The sequence below is a fragment of the Amycolatopsis sp. NPDC003731 genome (genome assembly GCF_053586895.1).
Map to the genome: position 1 here is coordinate 1 of NZ_JBSFNC010000112.1, position 24,488 is coordinate 24,488.

Here is a 24,488-nt window from a genome sequence, read left to right on the forward strand (position 1 = left end):
GGGACCGGTGCGGGGGCCTTCGCGGGTGTTCGTCAGGCGTCGAGATCGGTGGCGACGAGCTGGGCGACCGCTTCCACGGCCTCCTCGGCGCCCTCGCCCTCGGCGCTGATGACGACCTCGTCGCCGTACCCGGCGGCCAGCGTCATCAGGTTGAGCACGCTGCCGGCGGCCACCGGGTCTCCGCCGGCCTTGGCGATCTGCACCGCGACGGGCTGCGCCGCGGCCGCCTTCGCCACCAGCGCGGCCGGCCGGGCGTGCAGGCCCACCTTGCTGGCCACGGCGACGCGTTTCTCCGGCATGTTCGTCCTCTCGCTTTCGGTTACGTCGGTGGTGATGTTACTTCGCGGCCGTCCGGTCGAGGTCCGCCTCGATCGAGTCGTCCTCGCGGCCCGGGGTGCGCAGGTTCCACTTCGTGATGACGATCCGGAACACGAAGTAGTAGATCACCCCGAAGACCAGCCCGATCGGGATGAGCAGCCACGCCTTGTGCGCGGTGTCCAGGCTCGAGTTGAGCAGGAAGTCGATCCCGCCCGCGGAGAAGGAGAAGCCGAGGTGGATGTCCAGGGCGTTCACCAGCGCCAGCGAAACGCCGGTCATGATCGCGTGGAAGATGTACAGCGGCCACGCCACGAACATGAACGAGAACTCGATCGGCTCGGTGACACCGGTGATGAACGAGGTCAGCGCGGCCGCGATCATCACACCGCCGACGATCTTCTTCTGCGCGGGGCGGGCGGTCTGCCAGATCGCGAGCGCCGCGGCGGGCAGGGCGAACATGAAGATCGGGAAGAACCCGGTCATGAAGATGCCCGAGCCCTGCACGTGGTTGAAGAAGTTGGTCAGGTCGCCACCGTTGAAGATGAACCACATCGGGACGTTCAGCAGCTGGTGCAGACCGACCGGGATGAGCAGGCGGTTGAAGAAGCCGTAGATGCCGCCACCGACGACCGGCTGGCCGACGATCGCCTCGCCGAGGTTCTGGATGCCCGCGTCGACCCACTTGAAGACGATGCCGAAGATGACGCCCAGGATGATCATGGTGAAGGCGGTGATGATCGGGACGAACCGCCGCCCACCGAAGAACGCCAGCCACGCGGGCAGCTTGATCCGGTGGTACCGCTGCCACAGCAGGGCCGCGACGATACCGGACACGATGCCGGTCAGGACGCTGTACGGCCAGTGCAGCGGCGAGCTGTCCCACGCGGGCTTGTAGCCCACCTGGCTGCTGACCGGCGCGATGGCCTGGATCACCCGGTTGAAGACGACCCAGCCGACCGCCGCCGCCACCGCTGTCGAACCGTCACCCTTGCGGGCGAAGCCGACCGCGATGCCGATCGCGAAGAGCAGGGGCAGGAAGTCGAAGAGCGCGTTGCCCGCCGAGCCGATGACGGCGGCTACCTTGTCCCAGCCGAGGCCGTCCTTGCCGAGCAGGTCGTCCTGACCGAACCGGAGCAGGATGCCCGCCGCAGGGAGCGTGGCGATGGGGAGCATGAGGCTGCGGCCGAAGCGCTGCAGGCCGGCGAGACCTCCGCCGCCCTTCTTCGCCCCCTCCGCGGTGGTGGTGCTCATCTGGATCCTCCATAGTGGGGTGGTTGACCGGGCTCCGGGGTGTTCCGGTCCAACTGCATGGTCACCTGGTAGTGATCTCCCCGGTACCAGGACGTGATGTCTTCGATCGGGTCGCCGCCTGCGCTGGAGACCCGCCGGAACACGAGCAGGGGGCTGCCGGCACGCATGCCGAGCAGCCGGGCCGTCTCGCGGTCCGCGCCTTCGGCCCAGACCGTCTGCCACGCCTGGTCGGGACGCACACCGTACGTCTCGGCCAGCTGCGAGTAAATGGACTGCGTCAGGTCGAGCCCGAGCAGGCCGGGAGCCCGGCCCGCGTGGTACCAGCCGCGCTCGACGGCCAGAGGCACGCCGTCGGCGTGGCGCAGGCGCACCAGGTGGTGCGCGGACGCGCCCTCGGCCAGGCCGAGGGCGTGCGCCGAGGCGGTGGGCGGCACCTCGGTGGCCGCGGAGACCACCTCGGTCGTCGGGGTCAGCCCCCGCCTCCGCATGTCGTCGGTGAACGACATCAGGTAGAGCTGCAGCTCCATCCGCCGGGCCGCGGTGAACGTGCCCTTGCCGCGGACCCGGGCGAGCAGGCCCTCCTCGACCAGCTTGCCGATCGCCGACCGGACCGTGAGCCGCGACACGCCGTAGCGCTGGGCCAGCTCGCGTTCCGACGGGATCGGCGCACCCGGCGGGAGCTCGCGCTCCACCGTGCGGCGGAGGATTTCCCGCAGCTGGGCGTGCTTGGGCGTGGGCCCGTTGACAACCTTGTCGGGCGGCGGGACGTGCGCGGCCGCGCTCATCGGCGTCACCCTCCTCGTTCTCGCGCCACCGGGGACCGGTGCTCGCGTCCGGCCCGGAACATTGGTACGTTCCGGTCTAGACCAATGATCTGATGGGGCAGGATGCTCCGCCGTGCGGACGGGTGTCAACCACCGTTATCCGTTCGTGGCCCGCGGCGGGGTGCATGCCGACGATCGGCGTAGTACAGGTGGACACGCGGTTCGCGTCAGGTTGGGAACAAACAGTGATCAAGGAGACCGCGATGGCGGATGACAGGCCCGAGAAGATCCTCGCCGCACTCGGCGGCACGGAGAACCTCACCGAGATCGAGGGCTGCATCACGCGGCTGCGCTGCGAGGTCGAGGACATGAGCCTCGTCGACGAGGCGGCGCTGAAGAAGGCCGGCGCGATGGGCGTGGTCAAGATGGGGTCGTCGGCGCTGCAGGTGATCGTCGGGCCGGAGGCGGACACCATCGCCAGCGACATCGAGGACCTGCTGTGAGCTTCGACATCCTCAGCCCGGTCGCCGGGCGCGTGGTGCCGATCACCGAGGTCCCCGACCCGGTCTTCGCGCAGGCGATGGTCGGCCCGGGCATCGCGGTGCAGCCCACGGGCGGCCGGTCGGACGCGATCGCGCCGGTCGACGGCACGGTGGCGACGCTGCACCCGCACGCCTACGTCGTCGCGACCGAGGACGGCAAGGCCGTGCTGGTCCACCTCGGGATCGACACGGTCAAGGAGAAGGGCGAGGGCTTCACGCTGCACGTCGTCAAGGGCGAGCAGGTGCGGGCCGGGCAGCCGATCGTCAGCTGGGACCCGGAGGCGGTGACCGCGGCGGGCTACTCGGCGATCGTCCCGGTCGTCGCGCTGGACGCCTCGGCGGAGGTTTTGTCCGGTTTGGACACCGAGCGCGAGGTCGCCGCCGGCGACCGGCTCTTCGCCTGGGACGCCTGAGCTTCAGCTGTCACACGGTGACAACCGGGGCTTCGCCCCGGGCCGGGGGGCATCGCCACCCGGACCCCCGAAAAGCGAGCGAACGGGCCCTTGTGGACGACACTCCACAAGGGCCCGTTCGCGCGCCCGGCTCGTCAGCCGGTGACGACCTTCCCGTTCTCGACCTTGACCGGCACGCTCGGCAGGGGCTTGTTCGCCGGGCCCTGCTTGACCTCGCCGGTGAGCGCGTTGAACACCGAACCGTGGCACGGGCAGACCAGGTCGGCGCCCTTCGGCGTCACGGTGCAGCCCTGGTGCGTGCACACCGCGCTGAACGCGGCGCAGGCCGACTCGGACGTCCGGGCCACGATCACGTCGGAGCCGTCCGGGGCCTTCGCCGCCTTCGCCTGCCCGACCGGCACCTCGGCCAACGCGACCAGCGGTGTCCCGGCGGCGATCGGGGCCTGCGCGGTGCCCGACTTGCCGTTCGGTTCCGACGAGCAGGCGGTGAGGGCGACGGCGCCGACGGCGGCACCGGCAACGGCGGCACCGGTGGACAGGACGGTGCGGCGGGAGTGCAGTTCGGCTGTCATGCCCTTATCAACGGGATCGCCACCCGTTCGGTTCAATTTCCGGTGAACCGGATCGCCCCCTGCTCCGTGTATGTACCGGAGTGGGTGTGGAGTGGAGGAACGATCATGGTGAGTTGGGTTCTACGCATCGTCGTGGCGGCCGCGCTGCTCGGCTCGGCGGGCGTGCACTACTTCTTGTGGACGCAGGACTACCCCGGCCTGACCGGCACGCTGTTCCTGCTCGACGCGATCGCCGGGCTGGTGCTGGCGATCGCGGTCCTGGCCTGGCGGCACTGGCTGCCGGCGCTGGGCGCGGTCGGCTTCGGGGCGCTCACGCTCGGCGCGTACGTGCTGGCCGCGACGGTCGGGTTCATGGGGAACCACGACCAGTTCAACAGCCAGCCGGAGTACTGGGGCGTCATCACCGAGGCGGTCTGCATCGTGGGCGGTCTGGCGCTGCTGTTCGTGAAGGACCGGCGCCGGGTCGCGGCCTGAGTTCGTGGGAGAAGTCGCCGAAGAGGCGCTCATGCGCGCGCTGCACGAGGACCACGCGGCAGCGCTGTGGTCCTACGCCCTTCACCTGACCTCCGGCGACCGGATCCGGGCCGAGGACGTCGTCCAGGAGACGCTGCTGCGGGCCTGGCGCTCGCCGGCGGTGCTGGACCAGTCGCAGGGCTCGGCGCGGGCGTGGCTGTTCACGGTGGCCCGGCGGATCGCCATCGACGGCTGGCGGTCGGCGTCGGCCCGGTCGGAGGTGCCGACCGACCGGCCGCCGGACCGCGTGGTCGCCGACGGCACCGACCGCGCGGTGCAGGGCTGGCTGGTCGCCGAGGCGCTGGCCGAGCTGTCGGAACGGCACCGCGAAGTGCTGCTGCTGTGCTACTTCCAGGGGTATTCGGTCGCCGACGCGGCGCTGAAGCTGGGGGTGGCCGAAGGGACGGTCAAGTCGCGTACGCACTACGCGTTGCGCGCGCTCCGCCTGGTGCTGGAGGAGAGGGGAGTGACCCAGTGAGCGAGGATCCTTTCGCGACGTTCGACGCCGCGTACGTGCTCGGGGCGCTCGCCCCCGAGGACCGCCAGCGCTTCGAGGAGCACCTGCGCACGTGCGACCGGTGCGCGGCTTCGGTGCGCGAGCTGGCGGGGCTGCCGGGCCTGCTGGCCAGAGTGGACGCGCCGGCGTCGCTGCCGGACCCCGGTCCGCCCCCGCCGGACCTGCTCCCGGTGGTGCTGCGGCGGGTGCGGCGCGGCCGCCGGATCCGGCTCGCCGTGACGTCCGCGTCGGCGGCGCTGGCGGTGTCGGCCTGCGTGGCGCTGGCGGTGGTGGCCTCGGCTCCTTCTCCGTTGCCCGCGCCCGCGCCGCCGCCTTCGGTGGCGATGACGGCGCTGGGGCAGTTCCCGGTCCGCGCGGACGCCCGGCTGGCGGCGTTCGACTGGGGCACCCAGGTCGACATGTCGTGCAGCTACACGGGCGGCCGCAGCGGCGGCGAGTACGTCCTGGTGGCGATCTCGCGCTCGGGCGTGGAGACCCGGCTGGCGACCTGGAAGGCCCTCCCGGACAACACGGCCCGCCTGTCGATCGGCACGGCCGTGCACCAGGCGGACCTGGCGGCCCTCGAAGTCCGCCTGGCCGACGGCCTCCCCCTCCTCCGGCTGACGCTCTGAGCCGGTGGCTCATCCGGGCCGCAGGGGGCCCCGGATGAGCCACCCACCCGTGATCGAGCAGCCGACACCCGTGATTGAGGAGCCGACACGCGTGATTGAGGAGCCGACACGCGTGATTGAAGGGTCGACACGCGCACAGCCGCCGTGTCGACCCTCCAATCACGTGAGTTGACCCTCTGATCACGCGTGTCGTCCATCCAGGCACGCGTGTCGTCCGCCTGGGTACGCGGACCGACCCCCTCCGGGTGGGCGAACCGGCTGCCCGGCTCTCCTCCCGTGCCGGGTGAGCGGAGGCATGTCCCGGCCCGTGCCGCGGCCGTGACAGGATTGAGCCCATGTTGCGCTGGATCACCGCAGGTGAATCGCACGGACCCGCGCTGGCCGCCGTGCTCGAAGGGATGCCCGCGGGCGTTGCCGTCACCACCGCCGACGTCACCGAGCAGCTGGCCCGCCGCCGCCTCGGGTTCGGCCGCAGCCCGCGGATGGGGTTCGAAACCGACCACATCGAGTTCCTCGGCGGCGTCCGCCACGGTCTCACCCAGGGCGGTCCGGTCGCCGTGCACATCGAGAACGCCGAGTGGCCCAAGTGGGAGCAGGTCATGGCGGCCGACCCGGTAGACCCCCAGATCCTCGAAGGCCTCGCGCGCAACGAACCGCTCACCCGGCCCCGTCCCGGCCACGCGGACCTGCCCGGCATGCAGAAGTACGGCTTCGACGAGGCCCGTCCCGTCCTGGAGCGCGCCAGCGCCCGCGAGACCGCGTCGCGGACCGCGCTCGGCACCGTTGCCCGCAACTTCCTCAAGCAGCTGCTCGACGTCGAAATCCTCAGCCACGTCGTCTCGATCGGCGGGGCCGACGCGCCCGAGGGCCCGCTCCCGCAGCCGGGCGACCTGGCCGCCATCGACGAGAGCCCGGTGCGCTCCTTCAGCCAGGAAGGCACCGACGCCATGGTCGCCGAGGTCGACGCCGTGCGGAAGGCGGGCGACACCGTCGGAGGCGTGATCGAAGTCCTCGCCTACGGCCTCCCGCCGGGCCTCGGCTCGCACGTCCACTGGGACCGCCGGCTCGACGCCCGCCTCGCGGGCGCGCTGATGGGCGTCCAGGCGATGAAGGGCGTCGAGGTCGGCGACGGCTTCACCACCGCACGCCGCTGGGGCAGCCAGGCGCACGACGAGATCGACCGCGGCACCGGCCCGGTCGGCGTCACCCGCCGGTCCAACCGCGCGGGCGGCCTCGAAGGCGGCATCACCAACGGCGAGCCGCTGCGGGTCCGGGTGGCCATGAAGCCGATCTCGACCGTCCCCAAAGCACTGTCCACAGTAGACGTCAAGACCGGCGAGCCCGCGGTCGCGATCCACCAGCGGTCGGACGTCTGCGCCGTGCCGCGCGCCGGGGTCGTGCTGGAATCGGTCGTGGCGCTCATCCTCGCCGACGCCGCGCTCGAGAAGTTCGGCGGCGACTCGCTCGCCGAGAGCAAGCGCAACGCCGAGGCCTACCTCAAGGCGCTCGAGGAGCGGTGGTGAGTCCGCGCGCGGTGGTCGTCGGCCCGCCCGGCTCGGGCAAGAGCACGGTCGGGCCGCTGCTGGCGGCCGCGCTCGGCGTCGGGTTCCGCGACAGCGACGACGACATCGTCGCGCGCGCCGGGCGCAGCATCTCCGACATCTTCGCGGACGACGGCGAACCCGCTTTCCGCGCCCTGGAAGAAGAAGCGGTCGCGACGGCGCTGGCGGAGCACGACGGCGTGCTCTCGCTCGGCGGCGGCGCACCGCTGACGCCGGGCACCCGGGCCCGGCTGGCCGAGCACACCGTCGTGTTCCTCAACGTCGGCCTCGCGGCGGGTGTGCAACGCACCGGCCTGTCGAGCGCGCGGCCGCTGCTGGCCGGGGTCAACCCCCGCGCCACCTTCAAGAAACTGCTCGACGAGCGGGTGCCCGTCTACCGCGAGGTCGCCACCGTCGAGATCGTCACCGACGACCGGACGCCCCCCGAGATCGTCGCGCACCTCGTGGCGGAGCTCGCCGCTCCCGCCGAAGCCAAGGAGTGAGTCACCCCGTGTCCGATCCGGTGCGGATCACCGTCGCCACCGCTCAGCCCTACGACGTCGTGATCGGGCGCGGCCTGCTCGGCGACCTCACCGAGCACCTGGCCGACGCCTCGAAGATCGCGCTGATCCACCCGCCCACGCTGACCACCACCGCCGAAGCCATCCGCGACGAGCTCAACGCCGCGGGCCTCGACGCCCACCGCGTCGAGATCCCGGACGCCGAGGACGGCAAGGCGCTGACCGTCGCGGGCTTCTGCTGGGAGGTGCTCGGCCGGATCGGGCTGGACCGGCGCGGCGCCGTGGTCGGCCTCGGCGGCGGCGCCGTCACCGACCTCGCCGGGTTCGTCGCGGGCACGTGGATGCGCGGGGTCCGGCTGGTCAACGTGCCGACGACGCTGCTCGGCATGGTCGACGCCTCGGTCGGCGGCAAGACCGGCATCAACACCGACGCCGGCAAGAACCTCGTCGGGGTGTTCCACGAGCCGAGCGCGGTGTTCGTCGACCTCGCCACGCTGGAGACGCTGCCGCCGAACGAGCTGGTCGCCGGGATGGCCGAGGTCGTCAAGGCCGGCTTCATCGCCGACCCGCGGATCCTCGAGCTGATCGAGGCCGGCCCGGCCGCGGCGCTCGACGCGACCGGCGAGGTGCTGGCCGAGCTGGTCCGGCGGTCCATCCAGGTCAAGGCCGACGTCGTCGCCGCCGACCTGCGCGAGTCCGACCTGCGGGAGATCCTCAACTACGGCCACACCCTCGGCCACGCCATCGAGCGCCGCGAGCGGTACCGGTGGCGCCACGGCGCCGCGGTCAGCGTGGGCCTGGTGTTCGCCGCCGAGCTGGCGCGGCTGGCCGGGCGCCTCGACGACGCCACGGCCGAGCGCCACGCCTCGGTGCTGAAGCTGCTCGGCCTGCCGACGACGTACGACGCCGACGCGCTGGCGCAGCTGCTGGAAACCATGAAGGGCGACAAGAAGACCCGCTCGGGGGCGCTGCGGTTCGTCGTCCTCGACGCGCTCGCCAAGCCCGGCCGCCTGGAGGGCCCGGACCCGTCGCTGCTCGCGGCCGCGTACTCGGCGATCGCGGCGGAGCCGACCCGCAGCGGCGGGAGCGTGCTGCTGTGAAGGCGTTCGTGCTCAACGGCCCCAACCTCGGCCGGCTCGGCAAGCGCGAGCCGTCGGTCTACGGCTCGACGACGCACGCCGACCTCGCGGCGCTGTGCGTCGAAACCGGCGAGGAGCTGGGGATCGAGGTCGAGGTCCGGCAGACCGACCACGAAGGCGAAATGGTCGGCTGGCTGCACGAAGCGGCCGACGGCGGTCACCCGGTGGTGCTCAACGCCGGCGCGTGGACGCACTACTCGATCGCGGTGCGCGACGCCGCGGCACAGCTGACCGCCCCGCTGATCGAGCTGCACATCTCGAACGTCCACAGGCGCGAGGCGTTCCGGCACCACAGCGTCCTGTCGGACATCGCGACGGCGGTCATCGCGGGCCTCGGCGTCGACGGCTACCCGCTCGCCCTGCGCTGGCTCGCCACCCGCCCGGGATGACCCGGCGACGGCGAGGTGGCCGGCCTTGCCCACCTGCGTCCGCCGGCGGAGATCGAGGCGGGGTTCGAGGTCGAGTGGTCGCGGCGGACGGAGCTCGACGGGAGGTCACGTGCTCCCGGCCGATGCCGTCCCCGGACGTTCCTCACGAGGCGGAGGCGACGGTGGCTGAACGGTGCCGAGCCCCCATTGCCGCCGGAAGTCCGTGATCAGCTGCCAGCTCACCCGGGGGTCGACGGACATCTGCCGCCGCGCTGCCGCCAGTGCCGGGACGCTCCCGTTCGCGGCGGCCTCGCGGACGGTCTCCGGTCGCAGGTCGTTGGTGAAGAACTCGACGATGGTCGCACTGAAGTAGAGGTAGCTCGCGGCCTCCCAGCGGAGGCGGTGGAGGCCCGTCGGGGGAGCGGCGGGGTCCTCCGGCAGGGCCGCCTCGCATTGGCTGATCATCCAGGAAGCCCGGTGGCAGGCGGGGGCCGTGAGGACCGCGAGGAACGCGCTGGGGTCGGCGTTGTCGTCCAGCTGGACCGCCGCGCTGGTGAAGGCCGTGCACTTGGCCGTGAGGTCGGCGGTCACCAAGGACGAGGCGATGGTGGCGAGGTCTTTCCCGGGTTTGCCGCCGAGGTGCAGGTCGTACAGCGCGACGGCGACCCGGCGCAGCTCCCGCGGCAGGCCGCCCGACAGGCAGTAGCACAGGTGGATGAAGGGTTCGGGAATCCCGAACGCGCGTTTGGCCAGCCATGCCCGGGCATCGTCGAGGGTGAAGGGATCGATGCGGATGACGTTCGTGAAGGCGCTGTCGAACGCGTCACGGACCGGGATGCCGCGGCGGTGGAACGAAGTCAGCGCGTCTTCGGAGACGGACACCACGAACAGGCACCGGCTGACCCCGAAAACCCCTTTGATCTCGTCGATGAATTCCCTGGCCTGCGCCGGATCGGCGAGCTTGTCGAGTTCGTCGATGGCGACGATCACCCCGCTGATGTCGTCCGGGGCGAGAACGGAGACGACACGGTCGAGCAGCCGTCGGTAGTCGTCGACGATTTCGGGGTGCGTCAGCGGGCGTTCGGCGCGGGCGATGGTGCGGGTCAGGCCCATTTCGAACAGGCCGCCGGTGCTCAGCTTGCCGGACCACCCCTCGGTGCGGGTCTGGAGGAACCGCACCTGGCGGAGGTCGTGGCGGGCCAGGGCGCACAACGCTCTGTGGTCGCGGCCGGAATACCGGTGGACGCGGTGGCGCCGGTCGCCGAGGAGCAGCACCTTGCCGCCGTGGACCAGGGAGCGGGTGATCAGCCAGACCGGCCGGAAGAGAGCGTAGCCGAAGAGGAGCGTCGCCGAGATCTGCAACGCCAGGTCCCAGTGCCACGGCGAAAGGTAGTCGAGTGGCGTGGTGAGCAGCCCTTCGGCCATCGCGTTGATCCGCGCCACCGCGACGCTTCGGCTCGCGCCGACGAGATCGAGGGCGAAGACGGTGATCGCGCCCGCGACGGCCGAAAGCACGGTGCTGATCGCCACCACCCGGCCGAGCCGGCGCAGCCGGGCGAGCAGGCTTTCCCGGCGCTGCAGCCGTCGCCAGACGAGTTCGTCCTCGCTTTCGGCCGGACGTCTTTCGTCGGGGCCCGCGGTGCGCAGGACCGACCGGCAGGTGATGGCGTACAGGTGGAGGATGAACTCCCGGGCGTCGTACCGGGCCGGCGCGCTCGCCACGACGGTGAGGAACGGCGGCTGGTCGGCGGGGGTGAAGGCATTGTCGAGCGCCCGCTCGAGCAAGGTCGTCTTGCCTGCTCCCCGTGGCCCGGCGATCCCGACCGCGCCCGGGTCGGGGCGGCACAGCTCCCGGCGGAACGCCTCGATCGATTCCGTCTGCACCAGCGGGCTGTCCCGTGCCTGGGAAAGGAGCGCGGAGCCGTCGCGCAACGTCAGGAAAGTGTCGAAGGTGGGCTCCTTCGCGCCGTTGATCCACTCCCGGACGTAGGGCGTCACCACGTCGTCGCGCACCGCCTGGCGCCAGTCGAGCCGGTGCCCTCGCCGGTCGATCCGGGCGCGCAGGCGCCGGGCCTCCCAGCTCAGCCGCGCCCAGACGCATCGGGGAAGGCCGTGGCGCATAAGGAAGCCGAGAGCGGCGAACGATGCTCCGCTCAGGAGGAGCGGCACCACCGCCGCGATCGTCCCGTCGAAGAAGGAGAACCGGCTCAGCGTCCAGACCGAGATGGCGGGAACGGCCAGCCCGACGACGACCGCGCCGGCGTTGCGCCGGTCCGGCCGCCAGCCCCGGATCCGGAGCGCGGGTCGCTGCCGGGTCAGCGACGACACGGCCTTCTCGGCCTCGAGCACCGGCTCGTACTCCAGTACCGAGCGGTCCATCAACCGGGGATCGGTGGCGAGTTCGTGGACCAGCCGGCGGGCGTCGAGGCGTTCTTCGGCGATCTCCGTCGCGAACTCGGGTTGCCGTACCACCTCGTCCAAGATCTTGACGAGTTCTCCCCGCACCTTCGATCGCAGGTACGTGCGCCAGCCGCTGTCTTCGGGCACTCGGACGCCTGCCGCCGGATCAGGTCCGGGAACCGGAGATCTCGGTCGGCCGGGGGACCGCCCCGTCGTCGATGACGGCCAAGGGGGCGACCTGCCCGTTGAAGATGACCGTGGCCGGGGTCCCGTCGGCGGTGAGGAGGGTGAGCTTGACGACCTTGCCTTCGACCATCGCCGCTTCGACCGTGGCCGCGACCGAGGCCGCCTCGGCCGCGCTCACCTGCCACACCTGGTCGCCGAGCCGGATCCGCTTGGTCTCCATGGACGTGTCCTTTCGTGAGGTGTCACCCAAGGGATGACGGATCGCTGCCGGGTGCCGGCTCGATGGTGAGGTCGAAGGTGAAGTCCGCGGTCCGGACCCGGGTCTCGGCCGCCGGCCGCGAGACCCCGAACCGCTCGCCGGCCCGGAATCCCGTCCGGTACAGACCGGTGACCCGGCTCGACGCCGCCGAAAGCACGGCCTCGACGGAGTCGACGATCGGGGCGGCCGACTCACCGCGCACCGTCGAAAAGTCCAGGTCGACCTCCGGATCCTGCGACACCCAGATGGCGACGTCGAGCCGCTCGCGAACCTCGCCGCGGAACACCGGGTTGCCGTCGACGGCGAGCCGGGTGCCGTCGACGGCGCCGCGGAACCGCGCGGTGTGGATGTGGTGGGCGGGTTTCCCGTCGGCGCCGGTGGTCAGCACCAGCGTGTCGAGCCGGAAGTCCGGGCTGCGGAACGCGCGGTTGTGGTGCACGACGAGTGCGGGCAGGCACAGGACGACCGTGGACGGCTTCCCGGTCCCGCCGGGTGACGCCACAGGGTCCGGACGGCCGTCGACTTCGAACACCGCCCGTTCCGCGCGGGGCGCCGGCGCCGGGACGACGTCGAAGTCGATGGTCCGGACCGCGAAGCGCACCGGACGCGTCAGCGCCGGTGTGACCAGCTCCCGGCTGTCCTGGGCGCCCAGGCGCCGAAGCTGCTGTTCCAGCCGGTTCGGCGGCCGGTCGCCACGCACCCCGCCCTGCTGCAGGAGAACCGCGTCCGCACGGTCTTCGCTGATCAGCACCACGATGCTCTCCCGGCGAGGGTGATCGCGCGGGACCGACGACGGCCAGCCCAGCTCCAGCCCCGGCAGCGCCCCGGTGACGTCGTCGCCACCGAAGACGTACTTCGTGCCGGGAGCGATGGCGACGCCGCTGGGGTGCGCCGGGTTCAGCAAGGTGACCTGCGAGGAAATCCCGACGTCCAGCAGGGACACGTACAGGTACTGCGCACCGTCGTTGTGCACCGTCACGCAGACGGCCTCGCCGGGGTGGAGCACGGCACCACTGCCGGGCAGCGGCCGCGGGATGCCGTCTACCACCCGGGCCGGTTCGACGCGCACCCGGACGGGCAGCGCCATGCCCGGGTCTTCGGACAGGCGCAGCATCGCGCGGGCCCGCGCGATCCGCTTGAGATCCCCCAGCAGGTGGCCGTCGTCGGGACTCGGGTGGCTCAGCGGGCCGATGGCGTCGTGGAGGGCCAGTCCGCCGGAACCCGCCACCACCCGGACCGAGCCGGCCTCCTCCGCGGACGCCGGACGCAGCGCCGGGTCCTCCTGGACGCGCTCGGCCAGCGCGTCCGAGCCGGTACCGAGGAAGACCGGGAGCGCGGGCACGGCTGTCGTGAGCACCTGCGCACGGGCCCCGACGGGCAGCGGCAGGCCGGGGTCCGGTCCGCGGAGTTCGCCGAAGACAGCGTGGCCGTCGGTCCACTCGACCACGACGGAACCGAGCAGGGCGTCCTCGTGGTGGATGGTGAACTCGTCGCCCTCGCCGTAGCCGAGCAGCCGAGCTCCGGCGATGCGGACCCACCGGCGCTGCCGGGACGCGGGCAGGTACGCGACCTGCTCCACGCGTCCGGTACCGAACACCTCCCGCTCGCTCGGCCCTTCGACCTCCGGCCGCTGCACCCCGCACCGCTCCAGGACGAGCTGGCGGACCCGATCGGTCACGGTCGCCCAGGAGAACCGCCCGGACTCCGGGCCGAGCGCGTCGAGCACCCGGGTGAGCGCATCGGTGAAGTAGCCCATGACCACGTCGTCGGCGTTGTGTGTCTCGTAGGCCTTCTGGTTGGGGGCGCAGGCCACGATCCGGACCGCGTCGGGGTTGCCCGTGGCGTTCAGCCGCGCGAGGTCGGTGCCGTTGCGGTGCAGCGAATCCAGGTGCGCCCGGGCCAGGTGCGGGGGCACGGCACGGGGCCAGACCCTGGCCACCGCGCCGGTTTCGAGATCGCGGGACATGGTGCCGGAATGGCAGCAGTCGAGGATGACCGCGCAGTTGCGGGTGCGCGCGGTGAGCTTGTTGAGCAGCAGGGAGAGCTCCACGTTGGCGATGCCGCGGAAATCGTCCTCGGTCGACGCCTCGTAGTCGGTCGGGACGATGAACTGGACCACGCCCGGCCCGGGCATGCCGTCGGCCAGCGACGGATCCTTGGCGTAGCTCCCGTGCCCGCTGTAGTAGACGACGACGGCGTCGTCCGGGCGCGATCGGCCGATCAGCCGTTCGTAGGCGTCGAGGATGCCGGCCCGGCTGGCGTTCTCCCCGTCGCACACCACGGACTGGAATCCCCGGCGCGCCAGCACGGCCGCCATCGCGGCGGTGTCGTTGGCGGGGCCGGTCAGGTCGCCGGTGGCCGAGCCGATCAACAGTGCCCTGCGTGCCATCTTTCCTCCTGGGTCCGGGTGCGCCGAACCGGGCCCGGGCCGTTCCCGGGCCGGTTGCCACGCACCGTCAGTCCGCCAAGAGCCCCCGTTCGCGGGCGATCCGCACCGCGTCGGGACCGTTCTTGGCGTTGAGCTTGCGCATCGCCGACGCACGCTGGTTGGCCACGGTGGACGTGGCCACGTGCAGGCGGGCGGCGATCTCGCGGTTGGTGAGGCCCCGGGAAACGTGCGTGAGGACCACCAGTTCGCGCTCCGAAATCCCGAACGGCCGCTTCGGCCGGGGCAGCCCCGCGTTCGAAAGCCGGTGGATCCGCCTGATCCGCTGGATCACCGCGGCCAGTGGCTTCGCTCCGAGCCGGTCCGCGAGGCGCGCGGCCCGGGCCGCGGCCTCGGCCGCGGCCGGCCGGTCGTCGGCCCGTGCGGCCGCCTCCGCGGCGCGGGCCAGCGCATAGGCTTCGGGATACGGCCGGGTCAACGCGGACCACGAGTCCGCGAGACGGCTCCACGTCCGGAAGGTGTCCTCGCCCGCGGCCCGTGCCCGTTCGGCCGCGCACAAAGCCGCGAAGACCCGGGTTTCGGGATCGTCGTCGGCGATCGCCCTGGCGGCCATGTCGTCGGCGATCGCCCGGAATGCGGGCGGCGGGCCGGGGGACGGCCAGTCGGCGGCGAGGCGCAGCCCGTAGGCGCACAACTGCAGGACCAGCAGCACGTCTTCACCGGCGGCGACCACTTCGATGCCGTGGCGCACCGTCTCCAGCGCGTTCTCCAGGTCGCCGCGGGCCGCGGCGAGCTCGGCGAAGCACCGGTAGACGGGGCTCAGGAACCTCGGTTGGGTGCTGGGCAGGTTCCGGATGCTCCGCAGCAGCCGCTCCGCCTCGTCGAAACGGCCGGTGGCCAGGTCGACCTCGGCCTTGGTGAGCCGCTGGAACGTGGTCTCCCGCGCCGGGTGGTAGCGCAGCACCTCCTCGGCGAGGAGCGTGGCCTGGTCCCACTCGCCGATCTGGAACAGGGTGGCGCAGGCGTTGTTCGCCAGCAGGGCCGCCTGCCGGGAGTCGAGCAGCCCGAACTCCCTCGTCTTCGCCAGGCCCGCCTGGAACTGCCGGGCGGCGTCCACGAGCCGGCCCGCGCGCTCCAGGCAGACGCCGAGGTTGCCGCACGCCCGCAGCTGATCCTCCAGCTGGTCCTCGGCTTCGGCGATCTTCAGGGCGGCTTCCACGGCCGCGACGGCCTCGGCGTGCTTTCCCAGACCGGATAGCGCCAGCCCGCGGCTGTTGCGGGCCCGGCCGGTCTCCGGGACCGCCGACGCCGCTTCGGCTTCCGCTTCCGCCTGCCGGGCGAGTTCGAGGGCTTCCGAATACCGGCCGGACTTCACCGCCGCGGTGGCGAGCGCCGAACGGACCCGGGAACCCGCCGCGCTAGGCCGGACCTCGTCCAGCAGGCGGTCGGCGGAGTGCAGTTCAGCTCGCGACTCCTCGTCGTAGCCGGCTTCCCACAGGTAGCTGCTCAAGCGCTCGTGCAGGCCGCCGAGCCGGACGGGACCCGTCCCGCTTGCCGCCGCCACCGCCTCGCGGGCCCAGGTCACGCTCTGCCGGAGATGACCGGCCCAGCGAGCGGCGTTCGCCGCGACTTCGAGCACCTGGGCGCGCGTGGTGGCCGCCACCTGTTCGGCATCGGGCAGCCGCGGCCACAGTTCGAGCGCGCGACGGTACTGCGTCTCGGCTTCGGTGAACGCGCGCAGGCGCATGGCCAGGTCGCCGGCGCCGACCGAGGCGTGCAGGGCGCGCGGGGCATCGTCGGCGGCGAACCAGTGGTACGCCAGCTCCGGCAGCAGGCGCGGGTTCGACGGCGCTTCGGCGGCCAGCGCCTCGGCGAACTGGGCGTGCAGCCGCTTGCGCTCCCGGGTGAGCACCATCGCGTAGGCGGCCTCGCGAAGCAGGGCGTGCTGGAACCGGTACGAGCCGTCGTCCCGGTCCTCGATCAGGACGCGTTGCCCGAGACACTCGGTCAGCGCCGCGTCGAGCGTCCGCTCTTCGAACTCGGCGACCCGGGCCAGCAGGGCGTCGCCGACCCGGCGACCGGCCACCGCCGCCACCTTGGTGAGTTCGCTCGCCTCGGGACGGAGCCGGGCGAGGCGCTCCCGCATGAGGTCGTCCAAGGAGGGCGGGATCCGGGTGCTGCCGGCGCCGGACTCGGCGACGAGCTGCTCGGTGAAGTACGGATTTCCTTCCGACAGCGCGAAGTATTCGTCGGCCCGCTCGGGGCTGACGTCCTCCCCGGTCAGCGCGGCGACGAACGACCGCAGTTCCGGACGGCTGAACGGCGGCAACGTCAGCCTGCGCGTCCGCCGGACGAACTCCGGCTCGGTCAGCCGGACCCGCAGGGGATGGCCGGTCCGGAGGCCGGACCGGTAACTGCACACGAGCATGAGCCGTTCGTCGGTCTGGGTGAGCACCAGGTAGGCGATGAGGTCGAGGGTGGCGGTGTCGGCCCAGTGCACGTCCTCGAACACCAGCACCAGCGGCTGCCGGTCACCGAGGTGGTCGAGCAGCCGGGCGACCGCGCCGAACACCCTGGTCTGTGCGCCGTACCCGGGCGTGGGTCCCGGGCCGGTGGTGAAGTCGGAGATCAGGTCCGCCAGCTCCGACCAGGCCGGCCCGGCCAGTTCCCGGGCGCGGGGTTCGCCCCGGGTCCGCACCAGGTGCCGCAGCGCCTCGGTCAGCGGCCCGTAGGGGATGCCGTCGCCGGCCAGCTCCAGGCAGCCACCCGACAGCACGAACGCGCCGGACGCCTGGGCGGTGCGGGCGAACTCCTGCAGCAGCCGCGTCTTGCCGGACCCGGCCTCGCCGTCGAGCACCACAGCCGAGGGACGGCCCTGCGCCGCGGCGGCCAGCAGGTCCCCGAGCTGCCGGAGTTCGGCGACCCGGCCGAAAAACCCGTTCACCGGACGCGCTCAGCCGGGCTGCTGGGCCGCCGCCTTCAGCGACACCGGCCACGGATAGCTGCCGGGCAGGCCCTCGACCGCCCGGCGCAGTTCGGTTCCGGCGAAGGCCGCCCGGCACGCGCAGCGCAGTGCGTGCAGCTCCGCCTTGAGGTCCGCAGGGAGGCTCTCGGTGGCCAGCACGGCGTCGAACCGCCCGGTGAACCCGGCGGCGACGGCGTCCAGCGCGGCCAGCGGCCGTTCGGTGGTGAGGAACGCGCCCAGCGAGCGCAGCACGACGGGCACTTCGGGGTGGCCGGCCGGGAGCGCGCGCACGGCGCTGAGCAGGGCTTCCGCGCCCAGCACGCAGTCGGTGCCGTCGCCCTCGGGGTCCGCACGGTGCCGCAAGCACAACGCCGCGGCGTACACGAAGCCGGCCAGTGCACTGTCCTCTTCGGACAGTGCACTCTCGTCGCTCTCCATCACCTCGCTGGCCAAGGCGACTGCTTCGTCCACGGTCTCCACGCCGGGGAACTCCGAGCCGGGCAGCAGCAGCCGGGCCGTCGCGGCCCACGCGCCGCGGCCGTCCTGCTCGAGGGACAGCAGTTCCAGCAAGGACCGGAGCAGGTCGTGCCGCTTCGGCTGGGGCACCGCGACCGGCGTGACCGGCTCGTGCGGTGCCTCCGCCGGTGGCTCGGTGTCGTCCTCGATGACGAGCACCGGCCTTTCGTCGGCCGGCATGTCGAGGATGCCGGCACCCGGTTCGAGTGTCTGCCGCATGATCCCGAAGATGCCGGCGCCGCCGTCCTGGAACCGCTGCTGCAGGTCGGTGAAGCGAGCGAACATGCCCCCCAGCGCCGACAGGTCCATGGGCTTCGTGCCCAGGCCGAGCATCATCTTCATCAGCTCGCACATCTGCAGCATCAGATCGGCCATCTCCGACACATCGGCCGAGATGCCGGAGGTCGCCCGCACTTCCCGCAGAAGCTCTTCGGCACGGTCGACCTCCGGCACCGCCGCGGGCGAGCGCCGCCCGGCCAGCATTTCGACCGGTGACATCGAAACCATGCCCGTCAGCCGGTCCTGGGACTCGGAGATCAGCAGCAGGGCGAGCAGCACGCGCAGCATCGCCGACCAGGAGGCCGGGAACTTCCCGTTCGCGATGGCCTCTTCGATCAGCGCGACGGCTCGCGGGCGGTCGGCGCCGCCCCGGATCTGGAGGTCGCGGAAGCCGAGCATGTAGCCGAGGAAGGCGGCGACCCGCGGCCGCAGCGGGTCGCCGTCGCGGTGGTAACCGTAGACCTCCTCACCGCACCGGATCGCCTCGTCGAGGTCGGCTCGCGCCGAGGGCGCGTCGAGGCGGGTGCCGGCCACCCGCTGGAACAGCTTCTGCGCCAGGTTGCCCAACGGCTCCATCCTGGAGGGACCCTGCAGGCCCGCCAGCCGGACACGCAGTTCGTCGATGCTTTCGGTGCTCTGGGACATCCGGGGGTTTCTCCCTCTGCTCTGGGTTCGGTCAGTGGCCGGCGTGGACGAACCCGGCCCAGCCGACGACACCCGCGTGGTCGCGGTCGGCGGCGAGCTTGCGCAGGTCGGCGGGCACGGTCTCGGGCAGTGGCGTGCCGGGGCGGATCATGCGGAGCTGGGCGGCCCGCAACGCCTGCCACGGGGGCAGTTTCTCCGTGCGCTGGTAGTGGTGGAACAGGTACATGAGCGTCGAGGTGGCCTCGTCCGGGACCGCCCACTGCGTGGACAGAACGGTGCGGACCCCGCCGGCCAGGAAGGCCGTGCCGAGGCTGTAGGCCTCGTCGTACCCGTGGATGGACCGGCCGGTGTGGCACGCGGCCATCACCACCAGGCCGATCTGCCGGTGCGGGGATTCGTGCAGCAGCCGCACGATCTCGTCCGCGCCCAGCTCACCCGGGACGCCCGCGGAATCCGGTGCCAGCAGCAGGCAGGCCTTCGCCGCTTTCACCGCCTTGGCGTCCTTCCCGGGTTCTTCTTCGGAGGCGAACTGGCCGTGGCAGGCGAGGTGCAGCACCGCGCCGGCGTGGGGACCGTCAGCTGCCAGCCACGACCGCACCTGGTCGGCGGTACCCGGGCCGGACGGGCTCACCGAGCCGCGCGGACGGCGTCCCACGTACTTGGCTCCCCGCAGGAACGCCTTGTGGATCTCGAACGCTTCGAGGCGCGCGGCGGGCAGGTCCCGCGCCGGCCCGGCCGTGTACGGGTCACCGACGACCAGGCCGGTCGACGTCAGCCGCACCGGCGGCCGGGCGGCGTTCGCGCAGAACTCGCGCGCCGACACGGCCTGGGAAAAGGCCGCCAGCTCAACGGCGTACACGCCTTCGCCGTTCCGCGCGGCTTGCCAGGGGATGGCCGCCAGCTCCGCCATCGGGATGAGCACGATGCGCGGAACCCGGTCGCGGTGGGCGGTGTCCCGCGCGAAGTAGCGGTCGAGGAGCGGCCCGATGGCCACCCGCCAGGCCCATGCGCAGAGGTCGTCCAGGCTCTCGGTGAAGGGAGCCTGGGCTGCGGGGGACAGCTCGCGGGACAGGTGCGACAGCGCGGTCAGGTAGCCTCCCGGCCCGGCCTTCCCCCGCACGTCGAGGTAACTCAGCGGCAGGTAGGCCAGTCGCCCCTCGCGCGGGACCACCAGTGCCATCCCCGGCTGCTGCTCGTCGGTGGGGACGAGGTAGACCAGCGCGTCCGCGTCGACGGTGCGCAACGCGGCCCGGATGTCCGCCGGCGACGGCGGGTTGAGCAGCTTGTCCACCCCGCCGGCCGCGGCCACGAGCACATCGACCGCCTCGGTGCGCAAGCCCGGGGAGGCCGGACCCTCCGTCTCCCACCGGCGTGCCAGGTCGGCACGCCCGGCCGCCCGCAGCCTGGGCACGAGGTCGACCAGTTCGACCTCGGCGAACAGCATCAGGCCGCGGCCGGTGTCCAGCGCGTCGAGTGCCCCCGCGCAGTCGCCGAACTGCATGCGGGTGCGGGCGATGTCCATGCCCAGCTTGGCGGCTTCCCGGAGGCCCTCCCGCGCCATCGCCGGATCCGACTCGAGCAAGGCCTTGTGCGCGAACCGGTACATGGCTTCGAGGCTCACGTCGCCCGATCCGCGCTGGTCACCCACCCGCTGCTTGATCTGCCGGAGCAGGTCGTGGACGTCCGTCCACAGCGGATTCCCCGAACCGCCGCGCCCGCGCAGGTCCAGGATGAGATCTTCGAGCACTTTCTGGGCCTCGTCGAGGCCCTCGGTCGTGCCGAGCACCTCCGATCGCCGCCACAAGGTGACGGCGATCCCGTGCCGCGCGATGTCCTGCAGGACACCGGGTTCGCCGGCCGCTTCCCGCGTCAGCCCGATGGCCCGGTCGATGCGGTCGAGATCGGTTTCGAGGCCGCCGCGCAGGAGAGCGAAGGAGGCAGCGAGCTTGCCCTCGGCACCGGCGCCGTCACCGGCGTACTGCCGGATGATTTCGTCGGTGGTCAGGTCACTCGGTCCGGATTGCGGGTCCGACAGCAGCGCGAGCATCGCCGCGCCTTCGGCGGGCATCGCAAACTGGGCCGGATCGATGCCCAGGCTGGCCGAGTTCTCTCGCATCCGGTCGAGGAGGCCGGGGATCGCTTTCCAGTCACCGGTTTGCTCTGCGCGGAGCAGATCCCTGAGCGTGGCGTGCATCTGCCGCATGGGACCGGACTGCGGCACGTCACCGAGCCGGTCGAACAGCTGCTTGAGCTCCTCGACGAGAGCCATCTTGCTGCTGTTGTCACCACGCTGGAAGGCCGTGTCGAGCTTGATCCCCGTGCGCGCGCTTTCGATGGCGCTCAGCGTCGGCGGGAAGCTCCCGTGCTGTTCCACGAGCTCGTCGAGCTCGGCGGCGGCCACGGCGGCGGTGGTCCGCCGCTCCTGGGTGTCGTGCGCCAGCTGGAAGGCGCGGGCCGTGGCCCGCGCCTGCGGCCAGGCCAGCAGGTGCGGTGGCGCACTGCCCACCATGTCCAGCAGCGGGCCGAGGTACGGCATGACCCGCATCGGCGGGGCCCCGCCGCCCCGGGTCAGCAACGTGATCATCGTGGCCGCCAGCTCGCCCCGCCGGGGATCCTCGGCGGGCAAGGTGCCCAGGTCGGCCAGGAAGGACGAGACGTCGGGCCGCTCCGCCGCACCCGCCGCCACCGCGTCCAGGGCGGCCCGGCAGCGCGTCACCGCTGCCGGGCTCGCCGGGACGTCCGCTCCGCTCGTCACCGTGGCCTCCTCGGTCCGTTCTGCTCACCCTTGACGGACGGGCGACGCCTCACCGCGTGGCCACGGCGGCGAGGATGCGGTCGACCGCCCCGGGACCGGCGGACCACGGTTCGCCGTCGAAGACGGCCGAAACCACGTCCAGCACCACCGCCTCCGGCGGCTCTCCGCCGGCGATCCGCCGGTCGATGGCCGCCACGGCGACGACGGCACGCGCCAGCCGGGTGTCGAGCTCCTCCTGGCCGAAGGCGGGTTCGGCCGGCAGCTCAGCCCCCTCCTCCGCCGAAAAGCGCGGCACCGGCACGGAAGGCGGCCGCTTGCGGCCCAACGGCCGTTCCACGTAGTTCTCGTACCACCGGGGCCGCCGGCGCATCGCCGACAGCACGAGCGCGGTCTCGCGCTCGACCGCCCGGCGGGCCGCCGACGGCGCGGTGCCACTGGCCACGCGGTCCTCGGCCCACCGGTCGAAGGGCCAGATCCCCGCGGCCGGCACGGAGTCGGTCCCGACGAAGTCCAGGATGCCGACGGCGAGCGCCAGCAGAACTGGGTCGGCGCCCAGCTCCGCGGCCAGCCACCGGGGCACTCGGGGACGCTGGAGGGCACCGCGCTCGCTGCGCCGGCGGCGGTAACCGTCCACAGTGGCCTGGACGAGGCGCCGGCGGATCCAGCCTTCCAGCGACGTGATGGGGATCCGGGCGTTGCGGAACACGTCGTCGATGACGGCCTCCATGTCGTCGTGGAACCGATCCAGGCACTGGTCGTCGAGGTGGCAGACCGCGGCGGCGCAGCGGTAGTGGCCGCGGCTGAGCTCGAGCTTCCGGGTGAGGTTGCGGAACACCACCGGCTGGGCGATCTCGAACACGGTCGCCCGCAGGCACCGTCGGTCGTCGCCGTCGGCCGCGGCTACGCGATCGGCCAGCTCACCCCGGCTCGCCAGCTGCCGGACGTGCTCGGGAACGGTGCGGACGAAGTCCTTCTCGGCCATGGGAAAGGCTCCTGTGGGTCGAAACTGCTCCGGTGGAACCGAAGCTAGGAGCCGTTCTCCGCGATTTCGATGGAGCGACCGGGCTTTGATGACAAGTGCCTACCCGGGCGGCGGGCGATCCGCGCCGGGCACCTCCGATAAACCGCTGTGACCGCGGAACCGGACCGATCAGGGCCGCCAGGTGACGTCGGTGACCTCCAGACCGAGCCCCTTCAGCGACCGGTCGAGGTTGCGCAGCACGCCCTGGCGGGGCGTGCCGATGATCCACGGATCGCCGTCCCGTACCTCCAGCTGGAGCGGGCCGTTGGCGGGGGCGTGGTCGAGGAAGCCGGCGTACCGGCGCCGGCCGAGCTCGGTCCGGGGGACCATCCGCTGGTTCGCCGATCCCCGCCACACCAGTCTTGTCGGGTTCGCGACCTCGAACCGGCCGAAGACCACGACGTCGGCTCGGGCGGCCGCGGCCCGGCGGGGTTCGTCCAGCTCGTCCTCGTCGTAGCCGGTGTAGAGCAGGAAGTCGAGCTCCCGGTCCGCGCCGCGGCGGACCTCGTCCGCGGCGGCGAAGAAGGCGGCCAGGCCTTCCGCCTGCTGCAGTGGTTCGCCGCCGCTGATCGTCAGCCCGGCGGCACCGCGGCCGACCGCGGACCGCCACAGCCCCGCCAGCTCGGCGACCGGCACGTCCACCCCGCCGTCGGCCGGCCAGGTGTCCCGCGACATGCACCCCTTGCAGGACAGGGTGCAGCCCTGCACCCACACGGCAAGCCGCGCTCCGGGGCCCAGGGCGTGCACGGGGTAGTGGGTCCGACTGATCCGCAGCTTCGCGCTCATGCGGTGTCCTCCCGGCGCACCAGGCTCAGCCGGTGCTCGACGGCTTCGGTGAAGCTCGGGTCGCCCATCGTGGCCGACATGGCGTCGAAGTAGGCGTGCTCCGCCGCGCGGTAGGCGGCCCGGACGGCCTCGATGAGGGTCTCCGGCTGGCGATCGCCGTTTTCCGGGGCCACCACGTCGAAGTCCGCGAAACCGGGGTCGAGCTGCACGATCCTCTCCTGCAGTTCCGCGTCCGCTTCCTCGAACCGCCGCCGGGCCAGCGCATAGGCCTCCTGGTACGGGTGCCGGCGGGCCAGGCCGATCATGAACGAGACGGACCCGCCGACCAGCAACCCGGCGATCAGCATCGCCACCAGCGTCGTTCCGGTGATGTCGAGGGACGCCAGCCGCACGTGGTCGACCCCCACGACGGCCGCGGCGACCATGCCCAGCAGCGCCGCCATCGTGGCCCAGGCGATGGCCAGCACCGCGGCCGCCGGGCGCAGAGCGCGATCGCTGCCGGTGGCGCGGGACGACCGGAGCAGGAAGGCCGTGACGTGCGGTCCGAGCACCATGAGCACGGCCGACGCAAGGCCCAGCGCCCAGCTCGCCGCCGCGGGCAGCACACCGTCGAGGAAGTGGCGGAAGACCAGGTAGTGCAGCGGGCTGAGGGTGGCGACGAGCCCCACCAGGATGAGCAGCCGCCAGCGGAGCCCGAGCGCGGTGGTTTCCCCTTCCCACACCGGGTCGTCCTCGGCCACCTCGTCTTCGGGCGGCGAGCCGTCGGCGCTCGGCGGCCGATCGAGGTCGGGTTCCCGCAGCCAGCCTTCCCGCCCCGCCAGCCGGCTCATGCTGCGCCGCGCGTCCGCCATCGCCTGTCGAGCGTCTTCCCGCCGCATGCGCGTCGCCCTGACGCTCTCCAGCACTGCCAGGTGGCGTTCCCGGGCCGAGGCGACCGCGGCGGAACAGCGCCCGCGCAGGACCTCCACGTAGTCTTCGCGTCCTGCCTCGGCGTCCTGCGCGGGCGCGAACGGGTCGGTGAACGACCAGCCGTCGCGCACGTGCCGGCGGGCATCGGCCTCCCCGCGCTCCCGTGCTTCGGCGATGAGCACCGCCGCGGGGATGCGCGGCTCTTCGACCGGTTGCGGCAGCCGCGGCAGGGGAGGCGCGGGCGCCCGGCGGCGCCGGAACACCCGCATCGGAGGCGGGTCCTGCGGGGGAAGGGTCACGGCGGGTACTCC

22 protein-coding genes are annotated in these 24,488 nt (G+C 72.4%); 9 read left to right on the forward strand and 13 right to left on the reverse strand.

From position 1 onward, the window contains the following. Positions 1 to 32 precede the first annotated feature (32 nt). Genes ACWDN5_RS33930 through ACWDN5_RS33940 form a run of 3 tightly spaced genes read right to left on the reverse strand, consistent with a single transcriptional unit; the run spans position 33 to position 2,354 of the window. Positions 33 to 299 carry an HPr family phosphocarrier protein gene (locus ACWDN5_RS33930; RefSeq protein WP_285994310.1) on the reverse strand — a complete coding sequence of 89 codons (267 nt, stop codon included), beginning with the start codon at positions 297 to 299 and terminating at the stop codon, positions 33 to 35. 37 nt (positions 300 to 336) lie between these two features. After that, positions 337 to 1,569, reverse strand: coding sequence for a PTS transporter subunit EIIC (locus ACWDN5_RS33935; RefSeq protein ID WP_310974997.1), 1,233 nt, complete (start codon positions 1,567 to 1,569; stop codon positions 337 to 339). Beyond that, entirely contained in the window at positions 1,566 to 2,354 is a 789-nt protein-coding gene (locus tag ACWDN5_RS33940; RefSeq protein WP_449679164.1) for a GntR family transcriptional regulator, read from the reverse strand. The genes ACWDN5_RS33935 and ACWDN5_RS33940 overlap by 4 nt, the downstream gene beginning before the upstream one ends. Positions 2,355 to 2,596: 242 nt before the next feature. On the opposite strand from ACWDN5_RS33940, the gene ACWDN5_RS33945 reads away from it, so the two are divergent. Together ACWDN5_RS33945 and ACWDN5_RS33950 are read left to right on the forward strand one after the other, a co-directional pair. Beyond that, the gene (locus tag ACWDN5_RS33945; RefSeq protein WP_167379806.1) at positions 2,597 to 2,836 is read left to right on the forward strand and encodes a glucose PTS transporter subunit EIIB; all 240 of its coding nucleotides are present in this window, start codon (positions 2,597 to 2,599) and stop codon (positions 2,834 to 2,836) included. Beyond that, complete coding sequence (locus ACWDN5_RS33950) at positions 2,833 to 3,288, forward strand: PTS sugar transporter subunit IIA (protein ID WP_449679165.1); 456 nt, start codon at positions 2,833 to 2,835, stop codon at positions 3,286 to 3,288. The genes ACWDN5_RS33945 and ACWDN5_RS33950 overlap by 4 nt, the downstream gene beginning before the upstream one ends. Before the next feature lie 134 nt (positions 3,289 to 3,422). On the opposite strand, the gene ACWDN5_RS33955 is transcribed toward ACWDN5_RS33950, so the two are convergent. Beyond that, a complete protein-coding gene (locus tag ACWDN5_RS33955; RefSeq protein WP_310975000.1) occupies positions 3,423 to 3,860 on the reverse strand; it encodes a QcrA and Rieske domain-containing protein in 438 nt (145 codons plus the stop codon). 105 nt (positions 3,861 to 3,965) lie between these two features. Between ACWDN5_RS33955 and ACWDN5_RS33960 the strand changes: the two genes are divergently transcribed. The 7 genes from ACWDN5_RS33960 (at position 3,966) to aroQ (ending at position 9,091) form a co-directional block, all read left to right on the forward strand. Beyond that, positions 3,966 to 4,334: a hypothetical protein gene (locus tag ACWDN5_RS33960; RefSeq protein ID WP_310975001.1), complete on the forward strand. Its 369-nt coding sequence runs from the start codon at positions 3,966 to 3,968 to the stop codon at positions 4,332 to 4,334. 4 nt (positions 4,335 to 4,338) lie between these two features. Next, on the forward strand, positions 4,339 to 4,851 hold the full coding sequence (locus ACWDN5_RS33965; protein WP_310975002.1) for a sigma-70 family RNA polymerase sigma factor: 513 nt from the start codon (positions 4,339 to 4,341) through the stop codon (positions 4,849 to 4,851). Then, on the forward strand, positions 4,848 to 5,501 hold the full coding sequence (locus tag ACWDN5_RS33970; protein ID WP_310975003.1) for an anti-sigma factor family protein: 654 nt from the start codon (positions 4,848 to 4,850) through the stop codon (positions 5,499 to 5,501). Before ACWDN5_RS33965 ends, ACWDN5_RS33970 begins: the two co-directional genes overlap by 4 nt. A gap of 335 nt (positions 5,502 to 5,836) precedes the next feature. Next, positions 5,837 to 7,024: a chorismate synthase gene (aroC, locus tag ACWDN5_RS33975; protein WP_310975004.1), complete on the forward strand. Its 1,188-nt coding sequence runs from the start codon at positions 5,837 to 5,839 to the stop codon at positions 7,022 to 7,024. After that, positions 7,021 to 7,545, forward strand: a complete 525-nt coding sequence (locus tag ACWDN5_RS33980; protein ID WP_449679166.1) for a shikimate kinase — start codon at positions 7,021 to 7,023, stop codon at positions 7,543 to 7,545. The genes aroC and ACWDN5_RS33980 overlap by 4 nt, the downstream gene beginning before the upstream one ends. Positions 7,546 to 7,553: 8 nt before the next feature. Beyond that, positions 7,554 to 8,663 carry a 3-dehydroquinate synthase gene (aroB, locus tag ACWDN5_RS33985; RefSeq protein WP_449679167.1) on the forward strand — a complete coding sequence of 370 codons (1,110 nt, stop codon included), beginning with the start codon at positions 7,554 to 7,556 and terminating at the stop codon, positions 8,661 to 8,663. After that, a complete protein-coding gene (gene aroQ, locus ACWDN5_RS33990) occupies positions 8,660 to 9,091 on the forward strand; it encodes a type II 3-dehydroquinate dehydratase (RefSeq protein ID WP_310975007.1) in 432 nt (143 codons plus the stop codon). The genes aroB and aroQ overlap by 4 nt, the downstream gene beginning before the upstream one ends. A 105-nt stretch (positions 9,092 to 9,196) precedes the next feature. Here aroQ and ACWDN5_RS33995 read toward each other — a convergent pair whose 3' ends face one another. From ACWDN5_RS33995 to ACWDN5_RS34035, 9 genes are all read right to left on the reverse strand, one after another. Beyond that, entirely contained in the window at positions 9,197 to 11,617 is a 2,421-nt protein-coding gene (locus ACWDN5_RS33995) for a hypothetical protein (protein ID WP_449679168.1), read from the reverse strand. Positions 11,618 to 11,636: 19 nt separating this feature from the next. Beyond that, positions 11,637 to 11,876 carry a hypothetical protein gene (locus ACWDN5_RS34000; RefSeq protein ID WP_449679169.1) on the reverse strand — a complete coding sequence of 80 codons (240 nt, stop codon included), beginning with the start codon at positions 11,874 to 11,876 and terminating at the stop codon, positions 11,637 to 11,639. 22 nt (positions 11,877 to 11,898) lie between these two features. Continuing rightward, a complete protein-coding gene (locus ACWDN5_RS34005; protein WP_449679170.1) occupies positions 11,899 to 14,304 on the reverse strand; it encodes a caspase family protein in 2,406 nt (801 codons plus the stop codon). A 67-nt stretch (positions 14,305 to 14,371) separates the two neighbouring features. Next, positions 14,372 to 17,245 carry a helix-turn-helix transcriptional regulator gene (locus ACWDN5_RS34010; protein ID WP_449679171.1) on the reverse strand — a complete coding sequence of 958 codons (2,874 nt, stop codon included), beginning with the start codon at positions 17,243 to 17,245 and terminating at the stop codon, positions 14,372 to 14,374. A 9-nt stretch (positions 17,246 to 17,254) separates the two neighbouring features. Further along, positions 17,255 to 18,706, reverse strand: coding sequence for a hypothetical protein (locus ACWDN5_RS34015; protein ID WP_449679172.1), 1,452 nt, complete (start codon positions 18,704 to 18,706; stop codon positions 17,255 to 17,257). Positions 18,707 to 18,737: 31 nt separating this feature from the next. Next, positions 18,738 to 21,461: a CHAT domain-containing protein gene (locus tag ACWDN5_RS34020; protein WP_449679173.1), complete on the reverse strand. Its 2,724-nt coding sequence runs from the start codon at positions 21,459 to 21,461 to the stop codon at positions 18,738 to 18,740. A 49-nt stretch (positions 21,462 to 21,510) separates the two neighbouring features. Beyond that, entirely contained in the window at positions 21,511 to 22,443 is a 933-nt protein-coding gene (locus ACWDN5_RS34025) for a hypothetical protein (RefSeq protein WP_449679174.1), read from the reverse strand. Between the two features lie 168 nt (positions 22,444 to 22,611). Continuing rightward, entirely contained in the window at positions 22,612 to 23,268 is a 657-nt protein-coding gene (locus ACWDN5_RS34030; protein WP_449679175.1) for a 4Fe-4S single cluster domain-containing protein, read from the reverse strand. Next, on the reverse strand, positions 23,265 to 24,476 hold the full coding sequence (locus tag ACWDN5_RS34035; RefSeq protein WP_449679176.1) for a hypothetical protein: 1,212 nt from the start codon (positions 24,474 to 24,476) through the stop codon (positions 23,265 to 23,267). The genes ACWDN5_RS34030 and ACWDN5_RS34035 overlap by 4 nt, the downstream gene beginning before the upstream one ends. Between the last annotated feature and the right edge of the window lie 12 nt (positions 24,477 to 24,488).